The sequence below is a fragment of the Erythrobacter sp. genome (assembly GCA_019739335.1).
Taxonomy (GTDB): Bacteria; Pseudomonadota; Alphaproteobacteria; order Sphingomonadales; family Sphingomonadaceae; genus Alteraurantiacibacter.
On the sequence record CP073261.1, the window covers coordinates 257001 to 271398 of the forward strand.

Consider the following 14398-nt stretch of genomic DNA (forward strand, 5'->3'; position numbering starts at 1 on the left):
GTCTTGTTGCGATGCGCAACTTTGGACGGCAGCAGAGATGAACGCGAAATGTATGCGGAACGACTGGCCCTGCTTGCCCGTTGGCAAGGAAAGGAGACAATCAGATGCCCGAACGCCAGAGCCGCCATCCCGATAACAAGTTGATCGATGAAATGCAGGACGGTTCCACGCCCAGCCAGCAGAGCCGCGGCGGCGGGAACGTTGCGCGAGACGTCGGCACGCGCGGCGAACTGAACCGTGCGACCGACCCCGATAACCGCGAACCCGTCATCGGCAGCGACAATCCGGAAGAGGATGCGAAAAAGGGGCCGAAAACCCGCGCCGAAATCCAGGACAAGCGAAACAAGTCCTGAGCCTTAGGCCGCCGCTTACAGCTGCGCGATCTGCACCAGCGCCTTGGCAAATTGCTCAGGCTCCTGCGCGCCTTGCAGCACGTACTTGTTCGCCACTACGAACGTCGGCACGGCGTTGACACCGCTGTCGCGCCCGCGCTTTTCCTCGAACTTCACTGCCATGGTGAGGGTTTCGTCGGCCAGCGCATCCAGCGCGCCCTCGGCCCAGAGTTCGGGGATCGACCCGGCGATCTCGGCCAGCACGGCTGGATCGGAAATGTTGCGGCGGTGGCGGAAATGCGCGTCGAACAGCGCCAGCTTGAGCGCGGTCTGCACTTCCGGGCCTTTCCACGCCAGCGCCCAGCGCAGCAGCCGGTGCGCGGCGTTGGTGTTCCACATCATCGCAGTAGGCAACTCGTCATCGCCTGCGAAGGCGAGCGGGGATCCTGCCGCCTCTGCCTTCGCCTCGATCTCCTCGCGCACTGCCGCCACCTCTTCGGGCGTGCGACCGTAGACTTCACCCAGATGCTCTGCCTGCGAACGACCTTCGGGCGGCAGGTCGGGTGCGAGTTCGAACGGCATCCACCGCACCGTCACCGCCACATCGTCCGCCACCAGTTCGAGCGCCCTGGCGAACTGGGCGTAGCCGATGGCGCACCACGGGCACGAAACATCGGACCAGATATCCACATCGAGCGTGTTCACTGTCCCTCCTCCAGCCACCATGCCAGCAAGGTATGCGCGATAGCCTCGGGCGGCGGGGCGACGAAGCTTTCCGCGTCGCGCCCCTTGGCCAGCGCCTCGGCCACTTCGGCGCGGCTGAACCAGCGCGCGTCTTCCAGTTCGGTCGTATCGATCGCCAGCTCGCGGCTGTCCGCAATCGCGTGGCAACCCAGCATCAATTGCGATGGGAACGGCCATGGCTGGCTGGCGACATAGCGCACATCGCGCACCACCACGCCCGCTTCCTCCAGCACTTCGCGCGCCACCGCTTCCTCCACGCTTTCGCCGGGCTCGATAAACCCCGCCAGCGCGGAATAGCTGCGCGGCGGAAAGCGGTTGCTCCGGCCAAGCAAGAGCGCGCCCTCATGTTCGACCAGCATGATCGCCACCGGATCGGTGCGCGGGAAGTGCTGCGCCTTGCAGGAACCGCAATCGCGCTGCCAGCCGCCCTTGCTCATCGCGGTCGGCTGGCCGCAATTGGCGCAGAAGCGGTGCCGCGCGTGCCAATCGACCAGACTGCGCGCGCCTGCGTAGATTGCCAGATCGCGCGGGGCGAGCGACATGATGATCGCCCGCCCTTCGCGCATTTCATAGGCGGGTCGCAGATCGCCTTCGGGCGCGACCGGGGCGAACAGCGGCGCGCCGTCTCGCAGGCCGAGGAACACCAGTTCGGCATCCTGCGCCAGCGTGTCGAGCGGTGCGAAGGTCAGGGCATTGCCCTCCACCACCGGCACCAGCCCGTCGAGCCGCATCACCCGTGCATCGGCACGCGCGCGCATCGCGGCGAGCAGCATGGGATCTGCACGGGTGCGATCATCCCGGTCCATCCCGTGGCCGGTGATCGCCGCTATGGGGAATGCCATCAGTTCGCCAGCATCCGCACCGCATCCTGCGCCACCACCAGCGGGAAGCGGCCCTGCACGTCGTACTCCTGCGCGGGCATATATTGCGTCATCAGCGTGTGCCTCAGGCCGTAATTGGTGTTCACCAGCCCCGCCGTGCCCGCTGCGCCGAACCAGCCGAACAGCCCCGCCGCATCGCCCTGTCCCACCAGACCGCCCGCGCCATAGCCGAACGCGCGCTCGCCGAAGGAAAAGGCACCATCGGCCGCCAGCGTATCGGGCATCAGATCGGAGGTACCGAGCCGCACCGCCGCCTCGCTCATCACCTGCTGCCCGTCGATCGCGCCCGAACCTGCAAGCATTTGCAGGAAGCGGTCATAATCGCGCGCCGAGGAAACCAGCCCCGCCCCACCGAACGGGAACGCTGGCTCATCGAGGAACACCGAACTGTTGGGCAGGTCGACCGGCACCGGCACTCCGCCGAGCAGGAAGTAATTCGCCGCAAGCCGCCCGGCATCCTCCCGCGCCACGCGGAAGCCGGTGGAGGCCATGCCGCAGGGATCGAAAATCCGGCTTTGCAGGAACGCATCGAAGGCCTGCCCGCTCGCTACTTCAATCACCCGGCCCAGCAGGTCGAGGCTGACCGAATAGCTCCAGCGGGTGCCCGGCTGGTAGACCAGCGGCATTTCCGCGAGGCCGTCGGCGAAATCTTCCAGGCTGTGCGTCGCCTCACCGCCGAAAATCGTCTGCGCCATTTCCAGTCGGCTGATCGCGCCGGGGATCAATCCGCGCGCTTCGTAGGCGGCTTTGAGCGGCCCCTGCTGGACGATGGAATAACCCAAACCTGCGGTGTGCGTCAGCAGGTGGCGGATGGTGATCGGGCGGACGGCGGGTTCCAGATTGTCCGCCGTGATCGCCCCGTCATAGGTCTTCTGCACCTGCATGTTGCGGAAGGCCGGGAGAATTTCGTGCAACGGCTGGTCGAGCGCGATCAGCCCCTCATCGATGCACATCATCGTCGCCATGCCGGTGATCGGCTTGGTCATCGAATAGATGCGGTACAGCGTATCCGGCCCGACCGCGCTGGCCCCGCCGAAAGTACGATCCCCGGCGGCGAGGAAATCGGGCGCGTTCTGCCCCCAGCCGAGCGCGGCGACCATGCCGGAAACCTTGCGCTCATCGACGTAGGAACGAACGAACTGTGCGACTCCCGGCCAGCGACTGGCAGTATCGGCGCTCTGGCCGAAAGCGAAGGAGGAGAACGGCAGCCCCGCAAAGGCAGCGCCCGCGCCGAGCATGGCTCCGCCGCGCAGGGCAGCCCGGCGGGAGAAGGTGGAAAACAGGATTTCGCTGGTCATGGTGTACTCGCCAATGAGGATTCGGGGGTGAACCTAGCGGCAGAAACCGGCACGGCAAGGTTGCAATGGCGAGGTGTATTGTCTATCTATAACGCATGCTGAACATCGCCTCGATCCTGAGGCCTGCTCTCGCTGATCATCGTCATCCCCGCACAAATTCCCCTGCTCGGCTGGGCCAACTGGATCGCCCTCCCCTTCGTGGTGGTGGGCATCATTCTGGGCCAGCTGTCGAGCAGCAACGGCGGGCGGAATTTCTGCCTGGTGGTCTTCGCCATTGCAGTGATCCGGCTGATGCTGGGCGGCGGGTTGCTGTAGCCGATCCGACGCGCGGCTCAGCCGCTGCTGTGTGCGCCGAGGAACAGCACTTCTCGCAGACGTTCCTGCGCTTCCAGATCGAGCCCCGATAGATCGGCAATATCAACGATTTCGTCTTCCTCGTCACTATCGGCGAGGATAATTCGCAGCGGCTTCATTTTCTTGCCTGTGGCGAGCGAATAGAAGGCCTGCACGACGGGTTTGGCATTGGCCTCCTTGTCTTCGTCTATCACCATTGCGATCCGTTCGCTGCGCAACCGCACGAACGAACCCACCGGATAGAGTCCGACCGATTCGATGAACTGGCGGAGAATCACAGGATCGAACGCGCCCTCCATCTCGACCAGCTTACGCACGGCCTGCGCCGGGTCGAGCGGGCTGGAACCGGCGCTGTCGGTGAGCATGTAATCGAAGCTGTCACAGAGCGCCGCCATACGGGCGAGCTGGCCGATATCGTCGGCCTTCAGCCCCTTCGGAAAGCCAGTGCCGTCCATCCGCTCGTGATGGTGCAGGCAGGCCTCCAGCACCGGGCGCGGGACTGTGCCTTCGTTTTCCAGTGCCCTGTGACCCAGGACGACGTGCTGCTCCCAGATCTTGGCACCCGCATTGCGGTAGTCGCCATTGGCAGGCGCGATTTCCTTCGGCAGGTAATTGGTACCGATATCGAGGAACAGCCCGGCCATTCCGGCCTGATAGGTTTCGTGATCGGACAGCTTCATTCTCGCCGCGAGCGAGACCATCAGCGCGCTGACGGCCAGCGCATGCCGATAGACGAACTCGTTGCTCAGCTTGCAGCGCATCAGCCCGCTGAATGCCTGCGGATTGCGGCGGACCGAATCGTAGACATCCCGGACTACCGGTTCCACCGCGCGCACGTTTAGGGCCTTGCCGAGCCGCGCTGCGAGGAATGCGCGAGAGAGCGATTTCTGCGCCGCGCCCGCAATATGCTCCGCCGCCTGCACTTCCTGCGCGGTGCTGGTCGGCATGATCGGCGGCGGCTCGATCGACTTGCGCTGCCGGAGCGCGCCGATCCTGCCGGGCGCGGCCTTCGAGCCAGTGCGCACTGCCGCCGCAGGCGTCGCTTCGTCTGCGAGCCTTATGTCCTTGCCCTTCGCCGTGTCGATGATGACGCCTTCGAGCCTGCTCGCGCGAAGCGTCTCAAGCCGGTTGGCGTCGCCAATCAGGAATTTGGCTTTCCAGAATGGATGATCCAGCCAGCCGCCCAGCATCTTGTGGACGTACATGCCGGTTTCCAGCTCGGAGAGTGCGACCCGTTTCAACATTGTCAAACCAGTGCCTTCCACATGGGACCTTTCCGTCCACATGCCCGAAGCACCGGTGCAAAAGCCTCAGGACCGAATAGGTACTTTCACCTAGTCAGGCCGATGGGCGAGCACCTGTCGCGCCGCTTTCGCAAACAGCGTCGGCAGGCCTGCCTCCTCCAGCCGGTCCAGCGGCCACCATTCGCCCTGGCCTTCCGGCGCAGCAGCAGCGCCGGCGAAGACCGCCACTCCCAGTTCGAGATCGAAGTGGGTGAAGCTGTGGCGTACCACGCCCGCGCCTTTCCAGCCGCCGCTCAGGGGCGCATCGCCGTGGCCGTCGCCTCGGGCAGACCAGCCGTCATCTGGCAGGGCGCGCATTCCGCCGAGCATTCCCTTGCCTGCCCGCTGCACCAGCCAGACCTTGCCATCGCGCTCGATCCAGAAGGCGGTGCCGACCCGGCTTGGCTTGGCCTTTTTCGCGGCCTTCACCGGCAGGCACAGCGGATCGCCGCTCGCCCGCCCCCGGCAGTGGGTGCTCACGGGGCACAGCAGGCACCTCGCGTCGCGCGCGGTGCAGATGGTTGCGCCGAGATCCATCATGGCCTGGGCAAAATCGCCCGCGCGGGTCTCCGGCGTGATCGAATCGGCTTTCGCGCGGATCGCCTTGCGCGCGCCGGGCAACGGCTCGGCAATGGCGAACAATCGCGCGACCACCCGCTCGACATTGGCGTCCACCACCACCGCGCGCTGGCCGAAGGCAATCGCGGCCACCGCCGCCGCCGTGTAATCGCCCAGACCTGGCAGCTTGCGCAGTTCCGCCTCACTGGATGGAAATCCCCCCAGATCCACCACCTCGCGCGCACAGCGCACAAGGTTTCGCGCCCGCGAATAGTAGCCCAGCCCCGCCCAGGCGGCCATCACCTCTTCCTCCGGCGCCGCAGCGAGCGTCTGAACGGTCGGCCAGCGTCCCACGAATGTGCCAAAGTAGGGCGCAACCGCAGCCACGGTGGTCTGTTGCAGCATCACTTCGGACAGCCACACGCGGTAGGGATCGGGCAGCGCTGCCCCCGGCGCAGCCCGCCACGGCAAGCGGCGCGCATGGGCGTCGTACCATTCCAGCAGCAATGACGAGATTGAAGACTCTGTGGCGGACACGCCCCGCCTATGGCATGGAGCGTCCTCCCATGCCACGCGATGACACACCGAAACCGGGGAACAGCAGCCCCGCCCGCCCGCGCCGCACTGCCAAACCTTACGAGCGCCCCCGCGGTGGTCCGGCGAAGGCGGTGGCGGACCTCGTGCCGCAGATCGGCCGTGCCGCTTTCCGCCGCTTCGGCTTCGTGCAGTCGAGCGTCGTCACCCGCTGGCCCGAGATCGTCGGCCCGCACCACGCCAAGGTCTGCGCGCCCGAATGCATCCGCTTCCCGATGGGCGAAAAGACCGACGGCATTCTCGAACTGGTAGTGCTGCCGGCCCACGCGCCGCTGATCCAGCACGTGATCCCCGAAATCATCGAGCGGGTGAACCGCTTTTTCGGCTACAAGGCCGTGGCGAAAATCAAGATGCGGCAAGGCGCGGTTAAGCCACCCCCTGCTGGAGAGAAGCGCGGCATTCCGCCCTCGCTCAAGCCCATTCCGATGGACCTTGGCGAAGGCTTGCGCGATATCGGCGATCCGGAATTGCGCGCGGTGCTGGAATCGCTCGCCCGCAGCGTGGCGAACAAGGAGGAAAACGAGTGATGAAACGACTGGCTTTGGCTGCTGCGCTCGCCGCACTCGCCCTGCCCATTGCGCCCGCCCTGGCACAGGACTGGAACGCCGAATATGTCGCCACCGAAAGCGGCCACCGCGTCGGCAATCCCGAAGCACCGCTGCAACTGATTGAATTCATCAGCTACACCTGCCCGCATTGCGCCCATTTCGAGCAGGAGGCCGAGGCCGAGCTGCGCTACGTCTACGTCCATGAAGGCCGCGCCGCACGCGAAGTGCGACCGTTCATCCGCAACATAGTCGATATCGCCGCAACGCTGGTGGCCGAATGCGGGCCGGAGGAGAACTTCTTCGCCAACCACCGCGTGCTGCTGCATTCGCAGGACACCTGGCTCACCCGCGCGCAGGAAATGTCGCCCGAGCAGCAGGCGCGCTGGAACGCCGGGGGGATACCCCAGCGGCTGCGCGCCATTGCCAGCGATCTCGACTTTTACGAGCTGATGGAGCCGCAGGGCTATTCGGTCACCGAACTCGACGCCTGCCTTTCCGATCAGGCGCGCGCCGAGGCGATTGTCGCCGCTTCCAACGCCAGCGGACAGGAATTCGGCGTGCCGGGCACGCCCAGCTTCGCGCTCAACGGCGCGCTGCTGCCGGAAGTGCACAGCTGGTCTGCACTGCAGCCGATCCTATCCGCCGCGCGGGAAATGCCCGTCGAGTCCACACAATAGGGGGCCAATAGGGGGAAAGCCTGTGCAAAAGCGCCGTTTCGCGAACCCCGGCGCTTTGCCCGCTCCCCCACACACGTCTAACCTCGGGTTTCGCCTTCTACCGGGAATCTTGCTGACATGACCATTTCGCCCCGCCTCGCTCTTTTCGCTCTCGCCGCGCCGCTGGCGCTTGCCGCCTGCAACGGCGGGGAAGGCGAAGTCGCTGAAAGCGAACCGATCGCCGCGATCGCTGCGCCCGAAGGCAGCAGCTGGACCGAGACGGTCGCCGTCAGCGAGTATGACGGCTACGTGCTCGGCAATCCCGAAGCGCCGATCAAGGTGGTCGAATATGCCTCGCTCACCTGCCCTGCCTGCGCGGCATTTGCGCAGACCGGTGCCGATCCGCTGAAGGAAGAATATGTCAGCACCGGCGTCGTCTCCTTCGAGCTGCGTAACCAGGTGCACAACGTGTTCGACCTCACGCTAGCGCGGCTGGTGCGCTGCGGTGCCCCCGAAAGCTTCCACCCGTTATCGCAGCAGGTGTGGCTGAACCTCGCCCCGTTGCAGCAGCAGATGCAGGCTGGCAGTCAGGCCTTGCAAGGGGCGGAGGGCCTGCCGCCCGAACAGCTCTATCCGCTGGTGGCCGAGGCATCCGGCTTCTACGATTTCTTCGCCGCGCGCGGGATTAGCCGCGATCAGGCCGCCACTTGCCTTGCGGATGCCGCTTCGGTCGATGCGATCGGCGACCGTTCGGACCAGCAAAGTGAGGAATTCGAGGTTACCGGGACGCCCACCTTCTTCGTCAACGGCACCAAAGTGGACGGGATCAACTGGGAAGATCTCGAACCGGTGCTGCAACGCGCCGGCGCGCGGACCGAGTAAAGTCAGGGCTGGGGGCGAGGCAGAATGGAGTTTCGCAAGCTCAGGCTGAGCGGCTTCAAGAGCTTCGTCGAGCCAAGCGAACTGCGCATTGAGCCGGGGCTGACGGGTGTTGTCGGCCCCAACGGCTGCGGCAAGAGCAACCTGCTCGAAGCGATCCGCTGGGTGATGGGCGAAAACTCGCCCAAATCGATGCGTTCGGGCGGGATGGAGGACGTGATCTTCGCGGGCACCGCCACCCGCCCGCCGCGCGACTTCGCCGAAGTGGTGCTCTACGCCCGCGATGACGAGGGCGAGGAGCTCGATGTCGTCCGCCGGATCGAGCGCGGCGCGGGCAGTGCCTACCGCCTGAACGGTCGCGATGTGCGCGCGAAGGACGTCTCGCTGATCTTCGCCGATGCCGCCACCGGCGCTCATTCGCCCGCATTGGTGAGCCAGGGCAAGATCGCGCAGGTAATCGCTGCCCGCCCCACCGAGAGGCGGATGATGCTGGAGGAAGCGGCGGGGATCGCGGGCCTGCACGTCCGTCGCCGGGATGCCGAGGCAAAGCTGCGCTCGACCGAGAAGAACCTCGAACGGTTGCAGGACCTGATGGCGGGGCTCGATACGCAGATCGCCAGCCTGCGGCGGCAGGCCAAGCAGGCCGAACGGTATCGCGCGCTGTCCGACCAGATTCGTGTCGCCGAAGCGCGGCTGCTGTTTGCCCGCTGGCGCGATGCGGCGGCGGCGGCGGAGAAGGCGCGCGAGGAGGCCAAGGTGGCCGACGCTCAGGTCGGCGCGGCGCAGGAAGCAGCCAGGCTGGCACAGAAGGCGCAGCACGAACTGGCCGCCAAGCTTGCTGAACTGCGCGATGACCTCGCCGACCGGCGCGACGATGCCAGCGCGCATGGCCACCGCATGGCCTCGCTCGCCACCCAGCTTGAAGCGGCAGAGCAAAGGCTGCGCGATCTCGACCGGCAGAAGGCGCGGCTGGAAGAGGATCGCTTCGAAGCCGACCGGATGACGCAGGACGCGGCAAAGGCCTTGCAGGACCTCGAAAGCGCGCTTGCGTCTGGTGAGAAGGCACTGGCGGCGGACGAAGCGGCGCGGCCTGCGCTCCACGCCCGCACGGAGGATGCCGAACGTGCCGGTCGCGCGGCGGAACTGGCACTGGCGCGGGCGACGGCGGACCATGCCGGGGTGGAAGCCGACTGGCGCGTGGCGCAGTCCGAAATAGCGCAGGCGCAGGCGCGGCTGGAGCGGTTGGAGGGCGAGGCGCGGCGGACCGTGGCGGCGCAGGCGGCTCTGGTGGGAGAGAGCGATCCCGAGACGGATGTGCTGGCGGCACAGGCGGCGGTTGGCGCGGCGCAGTCGCGGCTGGCTGAGCTTCGCGCCGCGCTGGACTCCGAACGCGCGCGTAAGGATGCGCTGGCCGAAGCGCGCGATGCGGCTGCGGCGGCGCATTCCACCGCCAAGGCCGAGCTCGCCGGAGTGGAACGCGAGTTCCTCGCGCTCGACCGCGACCGGCAGGCGCGCGCGCGGCAACAGGCGAACAAGCACGGCCTGCCCGCCGCGCTCGACCGGGTGGCGGCGGAACCGGGGTACGAGCGCGCGCTGGCAGCGGTGCTGGGGCGCGATGCCAAGTCCCCCTTGGGTGCGCCGGAAGGCAAGGCGGAGGGACGGTTCTGGACCGGATCACCCGCCCCCTCCCCTGTGGCGGACAGTCTGGGAAAGCACGTGCGCGATTGCCCGCCGCAATTGGCCGCTCGGCTGGCGCTGGTGCACGTTGCCGATGCCGATGACGGGCGGGCGCTGGCTCCGGGCGAATGGCTGGTGACGCGCGAGGGCTTCCTGCGCCGGTGGGACGGTTTCGTTGCTCGCGGCGAAGGCGCGGCGGAAGCGGCGCGGCTGGAGGCGGATAACCGGCTGAAGGAACTGGAGACTTCGCTCCCTGCCTTGCGTGCAGCTTCGGCAGCGGCGGAGAACGAACAGGGCGTGGCGCAGGAAGCACTCGGGGCGCTGCAACGCGATCTGGTGGCGCGCGAGCGGGCCTTGGGCGAAGCGTCGGAGCTAGAGCGTGCAGCATTGCGGGCGCTTGATCAGGCCGAGGCGCGGCGCGAGCGGCTGGCGACGCGGCACGAGGAACTGGCGGCGTCGCTGGCGGATCAGTCCAGGCAGCGCGAACTGGCGGCGGGCGAACTCAAGGCGGCGCAGGCGCGGCTGGCGGCGTTGCCCGATCCCGAAGTGGGGCGCGCGGCGCTTGAAGCATCGCGGGCGCGGCATGAAGCAGCGCGCACCGCCTTGCAGGCCGCGACTGCCGGGCTCGCCGCGCACGACCAGTCGCTGGCGGTGCTGCGCGAGCGGGTGGCGACCCAGCGCGCCGATATCCGCGGCTGGCAGGCGCGCGCGGGCGATGCCGCCAATCGCCTCGCCGGGATGGAATCGCGCTTCGCCGAAATTGCCGAGGAACGCGCGGTGATCGCCGCGAAGCCAGCGGGCCTGCTGCGCGAGATCGAAGGCGGCGAAGCGGTGCGCGCGCGATTGGGGGCCGAACTGGCCTTGGCGGAAGCGGCGGTGGCTGAGACCGGGGACGAAGCGCGGCGTGCCGATTCCGCCCTGGCTGAGGTAAACGAGGCTCTCGCCACGATCCGTGAGGCGCGGGCGACTCTTGCCGCGCGGGCCGAAAACGAGGAGCAGCGGCGCGAGGAAATGGCGCGCATTTCGGGCGAACGGTTCCAGTGCCCGCCGGTCCTGTTGCCCTCGCGATTCGAATTCGATGCCGAGGGCGTGCGCAATGCGGGGCTGGAATCCGAGGCGATGGACGCGCTCACCGCCAGCCGCGAGCGGATCGGCCCGGTCAATCTGGTTGCCGCCGATGAACTGGCGAAAATGGAGGCCGACCACGGCACCAGCGCGGCGGAGCAGGCCGAACTGGCAGAAGCCGTGCACCGGCTGCGGGGATCGATCGGCAACCTCAATCGCGAAGGCCGCGAACGGCTGCGCGCGGCGTTCGAGGAAGTCGACGGGCATTTCCGGCGGCTGTTCACCCGGCTGTTCGAAGGCGGGCAGGCGCATCTGGCGCTGGTCGATTCGGACGATCCGCTGGAAGCCGGACTGGAGATTTACGCGCAGCCGCCCGGGAAGAGGTTGCAGTCGCTGAGCTTGCTGTCTGGGGGCGAACAGGCATTAACCGCAACAGCACTTATCTTCGCGCTGTTCCTAACGAATCCGGCACCCATTTGCGTGCTCGACGAAGTGGATGCGCCGCTCGACGATGCCAATATCGAGCGCTTCTGCGACCTGCTCGATTCAATGGTCCGCGAAACCCAGACCCGCTACCTCATCGTCACCCACAATGCCGTCACCATGAGCCGGATGCACCGCCTGTTCGGCGTAACGATGGTGGAGAAGGGGATCTCACGGCTGGTGAGCGTGGACCTGGGCGAGGCTGAGGCGCTGGCGGCGGAGTGATACGTTCTGTGGCGGAGTGAAAGGAGCGTCCGATTGGAGTGGGGAGTGGACCTCAACTCCTCTTCTTCGGTATGCGCGCCAGCATTCCACTCACGATCGGAAGATACGCTTGGTTGTCGAGGAGCCCTGAAGCACTGCCTATGACAGTCGGCTGCTCGCACCTTGGGCACTTTGCGGTCCACCGCTTCAATCGGTTCTGCTTCTCTGGTTCAGTCCATTCGTCCCGCCAATTTACAATCTCATTGGCTTCAAACGTAGCGCAACATGAGAGGCAACCGGCATACCGGCTCACCTCTATTTCGTGACGATTACCTATAGAATGACGCTCTGCCTCGGAAAGTGCTTCGGCTTCGGTGATCTGTTTCATACGAGGCATTTTCAACCAATTCGCCAATGTTCGCAAATTCGACGCCAGCCGCTTTCGATCAATCCAGCACCGCCCTCGGCCCCGGCCCTTTCAACCCAAGCTTGTCGTCCTTGTTGTAGAGCTGGCACTTGGTCAGCGACAGGCAGCCGCAGCCGATGCACTGGTCGAGCTGGTTGCGGGTGCGGTTGAGCAGCTTGATCTTCGCGTCGATCGAGGCGCGCATCGAGCGGCTGATCTTTTGCCAGTCAGCCAGCGTCGGATTTCGGCCGTGCGGCAGGCCGGCGAGCTGTTCCTCGATTTCGGCCAGCCCCAGCCCCAGTTTCTGCGCGATCAGAATGAAGCTGACCCGGCGGATATCGCCGCGCAGGAAGCGCCGCTGGTTGCCCCCGGTGCGGACCGGATCGAGCAGGCCCTTCTCCTCGTAGAACCGCAGCGCCGAGACCGCGACTCCGGTGCGGCGGGACAATTCGCCAATAGTAACAAAGCGGGCCTCGGTCATGCTCGCCACTTCCCCACGGCCAATCCCCTACCTGTGAACAGTTTTTCCCAAATTGCTTGACCTCAACTTAGCTTGAGGTTGCACAAGGGGCAAGCGTGTTGATTCGCGGGCGACTGGCCGAGCGAGCAAATGCGCATTGAAACAGGAGCTTGGAATGCAAAATTCAGGAACACTCGAACACGCCAACTTGTCGGTCACGCAGATCGATCGGCTGGCGAAACTGCTGTGCGAAATGCTCGGCTGGCAGGTGCGTTGGCGCGGGCCGCACCATCTGGGCGGAGAAACCGCGCATGTCGGTTCAGCCCATTGCTACGTCTCGCTCTATTCGCGCGAGGATGTGGCGGGGGATTACAGCAAGGGCCAGCCGCTCAATCACCTGGGGCTGCAGGTCGCCGATCTCGATGCGGCGGAAGCGGTGGTGAAGGCGCATGGCCTCGAACCGTTTAGCCACGGCACCTACGAACCCGGCCCGCGCACCTTCTACTTTTTCGACTGGGATGGGATCGAGTTCGAAGTGGTCAGCTACACGCTAGTCGGGGCCTAGAAGCTCTCTTCATAGACCCGCGAAATGTCTCCGGCCCATTCGCCGTGATACTTGTCGAGCAGAACTTGCGCGGGAACCTTGCCGCTCTCGACAATCTGTCGCAGCGGGTTGAGGAAGCCCGTCTCGTTGTCGCCCATGCTGTTAAGCCGCCCGCGCGCGACCAAGCCGGCGTGAGCGACATCGAGCACTTCGCGCGCCAGATCGCGCAGCGTCCCGCCGCCGGGGATCGGCGCGGCGAGCGCCTGCGCAGGCACGGCATCGCGCAGCGCCTCGCGCTCTTCCATCGTCCAGTGCTTCACCAGGTCCCAAGCCGCATCGAGCGCGGTCTGATCGTAGAGCAGGCCCACCCACAGCGCGGGCAGCGCGCAGATGCGGTTCCACGGCCCGCCATCGGCACCGCGCATTTCGAGAAAGCTCTTGAGCCGCACTTCGGGGAAGGCGGTGGAGAGGTGATCCTGCCAGTCGCTCGCCGTGGGCAGTTCGCCGGGGAGCGCGGGCAGTTCCCCGCGCATGAAATCGCGGAAGCTCTGCCCGGCGGCGTCGATGTACAAGCCGTCGCGATAGACGAAGTACATCGGCACATCGAGCATGTAGTCGACATAGCGTTCGTAGCCGAACTCCCCGTCGAACACGAAGGGCAGCATCCCGGTGCGCTGCGGATCGGTGTCCGACCAGATGTGGCTGCGATAGGAGAGGAAGCCGTTGGGCTTGCCCTCGGTAAACGGAGAATTGGCGAACAGCGCAGTCGCGAGCGGCTGCAGCGCGAGGCCGGTACGGAACTTCTTCACCATATCCGCTTGAGATGAGTAATCGAGATTAACCTGGATGGTACAAGTCCGCAGCATCATGTCCAGCCCCATCGTGCCGACGCGCGGCATATGCCGCATCATGATCGCATAGCGCTGCTTGGGCATCACTGGCAGTTCGGCGCGGGTCTTGTCCGGCCACATGCCGAGGCCGAGGAAGCCTACATCGCAGCTCTCGCCCACGGTCTTGCACTGCGTCAGATGCCGCCCGGTTTCGGCGCAGGTCTGGTGCAGGGTTTCCACCGCCGCGCCCGAAAGCTCCAGCTGCCCCGCGGGTTCGAGGCTGATCGTGCCGTCCTCGCCCGACATCGCGATCACGTCCACCAGGCCGTCCGGGCCTGCCTCTTCGACGGGTTCCCAGCCGAACTGGCGCATCGCCATCAGGATGTCACGGATGCCGCCTTCTTCGTGATACGACGGAGCGCGGTGATCGTCGGTCTTGTAGACCAGCTTTTCGTGCTCGGTGCCGATGCGCCACTGGCTCTCCGGCTTTTCGCCGCGCTGCATCGGCTCGACCAGCTGGTCGCGACTCTCGATGCGGATCAGGTCTGCCGCCGATGCCTTGCGCGTGCTCATAGTCTCTCCCTTAGTCGCCGCGCTTTAGC

At 65.9% G+C, this 14398-nt stretch carries 13 protein-coding genes and 1 pseudogene; 7 read left to right on the forward strand and 7 right to left on the reverse strand.

Annotated features, from left to right (window positions below; genetic code table 11):
- Positions 1-104: 104 nt before the first annotated feature.
- Entirely contained in the window at positions 105-353 is a 249-nt protein-coding gene (locus JY451_01285) for a hypothetical protein (GenBank protein ID QZH75294.1), read from the forward strand.
- Between the two features lie 15 nt (positions 354-368).
- On the opposite strand, the gene JY451_01290 is transcribed toward JY451_01285, so the two are convergent.
- The 3 genes from JY451_01290 to JY451_01300 are packed head-to-tail and all read right to left on the reverse strand — an operon-like array spanning position 369 to position 3255.
- Positions 369-1058 (reverse strand): DsbA family oxidoreductase, encoded by a 690-nt coding sequence (locus JY451_01290; GenBank protein ID QZH75295.1) that lies wholly within the window; start codon positions 1056-1058, stop codon positions 369-371.
- The gene (gene nudC, locus JY451_01295) at positions 1034-1918 is read right to left on the reverse strand and encodes an NAD(+) diphosphatase (GenBank protein ID QZH75296.1); all 885 of its coding nucleotides are present in this window, start codon (positions 1916-1918) and stop codon (positions 1034-1036) included. Before nudC ends, JY451_01290 begins: the two co-directional genes overlap by 25 nt.
- The gene (locus tag JY451_01300) at positions 1918-3255 is read right to left on the reverse strand and encodes a beta-lactamase family protein (protein ID QZH75297.1); all 1338 of its coding nucleotides are present in this window, start codon (positions 3253-3255) and stop codon (positions 1918-1920) included. The genes nudC and JY451_01300 overlap by 1 nt, the downstream gene beginning before the upstream one ends.
- A 95-nt stretch (positions 3256-3350) precedes the next feature.
- Here JY451_01300 and JY451_01305 point away from each other — a divergent pair.
- Positions 3351-3570, forward strand: a pseudogene (locus tag JY451_01305) (hypothetical protein).
- Between the two features lie 17 nt (positions 3571-3587).
- Here JY451_01305 and JY451_01310 read toward each other — a convergent pair.
- On the reverse strand, positions 3588-4853 hold the full coding sequence (locus tag JY451_01310) for a DUF3391 domain-containing protein (protein QZH75298.1): 1266 nt from the start codon (positions 4851-4853) through the stop codon (positions 3588-3590).
- A gap of 90 nt (positions 4854-4943) precedes the next feature.
- Entirely contained in the window at positions 4944-5987 is a 1044-nt protein-coding gene (locus JY451_01315) for an A/G-specific adenine glycosylase (protein QZH75299.1), read from the reverse strand.
- A 29-nt stretch (positions 5988-6016) separates the two neighbouring features.
- Here JY451_01315 and JY451_01320 point away from each other — a divergent pair, with 29 nt between their 5' ends.
- The 4 genes from JY451_01320 (at position 6017) to smc (ending at position 11577) form a co-directional block, all read left to right on the forward strand.
- Positions 6017-6571 carry a DUF721 domain-containing protein gene (locus JY451_01320; GenBank protein ID QZH76489.1) on the forward strand — a complete coding sequence of 185 codons (555 nt, stop codon included), beginning with the start codon at positions 6017-6019 and terminating at the stop codon, positions 6569-6571.
- Entirely contained in the window at positions 6568-7269 is a 702-nt protein-coding gene (locus tag JY451_01325) for a thioredoxin domain-containing protein (GenBank protein ID QZH75300.1), read from the forward strand. Before JY451_01320 ends, JY451_01325 begins: the two co-directional genes overlap by 4 nt.
- A gap of 117 nt (positions 7270-7386) precedes the next feature.
- Positions 7387-8130, forward strand: a complete 744-nt coding sequence (locus tag JY451_01330) for a thioredoxin domain-containing protein (GenBank protein ID QZH75301.1) — start codon at positions 7387-7389, stop codon at positions 8128-8130.
- Between the two features lie 24 nt (positions 8131-8154).
- Positions 8155-11577, forward strand: a complete 3423-nt coding sequence (gene smc, locus JY451_01335; GenBank protein ID QZH75302.1) for a chromosome segregation protein SMC — start codon at positions 8155-8157, stop codon at positions 11575-11577.
- Between the two features lie 425 nt (positions 11578-12002).
- Here the strand turns inward: smc and soxR are convergent, their stop codons facing one another.
- A complete protein-coding gene (soxR, locus tag JY451_01340; protein QZH75303.1) occupies positions 12003-12443 on the reverse strand; it encodes a redox-sensitive transcriptional activator SoxR in 441 nt (146 codons plus the stop codon).
- A 154-nt stretch (positions 12444-12597) separates the two neighbouring features.
- Here soxR and JY451_01345 point away from each other — a divergent pair, with 154 nt between their 5' ends.
- A complete protein-coding gene (locus JY451_01345) occupies positions 12598-12987 on the forward strand; it encodes a VOC family protein (GenBank protein ID QZH75304.1) in 390 nt (129 codons plus the stop codon).
- Here JY451_01345 and JY451_01350 read toward each other — a convergent pair.
- Entirely contained in the window at positions 12984-14369 is a 1386-nt protein-coding gene (locus JY451_01350; protein QZH75305.1) for a glutamate--cysteine ligase, read from the reverse strand. The genes JY451_01345 and JY451_01350 overlap by 4 nt on opposite strands.
- Positions 14370-14398: the final 29 nt, after the last annotated feature.

Bases quoted from the DNA above. Each gene is read 5' to 3' on its own strand.
- JY451_01285 (QZH75294.1), top strand. From the start codon at position 105: ATGCCCGAACGCCAGAGCCGCCATCCCGATAACAAGTTGATCGATGAA.
- JY451_01290 (QZH75295.1), bottom strand. From the start codon at position 1,058: ATGGTGGCTGGAGGAGGGACAGTGAACACGCTCGATGTGGATATCTGG.
- nudC (QZH75296.1), bottom strand. From the start codon at position 1,918: ATGGCATTCCCCATAGCGGCGATCACCGGCCACGGGATGGACCGGGAT.
- JY451_01300 (QZH75297.1), bottom strand. From the start codon at position 3,255: ATGACCAGCGAAATCCTGTTTTCCACCTTCTCCCGCCGGGCTGCCCTG.
- JY451_01310 (QZH75298.1), bottom strand. From the start codon at position 4,853: ATGTTGAAACGGGTCGCACTCTCCGAGCTGGAAACCGGCATGTACGTC.
- JY451_01320 (QZH76489.1), top strand. From the start codon at position 6,017: ATGCCACGCGATGACACACCGAAACCGGGGAACAGCAGCCCCGCCCGC.
- JY451_01330 (QZH75301.1), top strand. From the start codon at position 7,387: ATGACCATTTCGCCCCGCCTCGCTCTTTTCGCTCTCGCCGCGCCGCTG.
- smc (QZH75302.1), top strand. From the start codon at position 8,155: ATGGAGTTTCGCAAGCTCAGGCTGAGCGGCTTCAAGAGCTTCGTCGAG.
- soxR (QZH75303.1), bottom strand. From the start codon at position 12,443: ATGACCGAGGCCCGCTTTGTTACTATTGGCGAATTGTCCCGCCGCACC.
- JY451_01345 (QZH75304.1), top strand. From the start codon at position 12,598: ATGCAAAATTCAGGAACACTCGAACACGCCAACTTGTCGGTCACGCAG.
- JY451_01350 (QZH75305.1), bottom strand. From the start codon at position 14,369: ATGAGCACGCGCAAGGCATCGGCGGCAGACCTGATCCGCATCGAGAGT.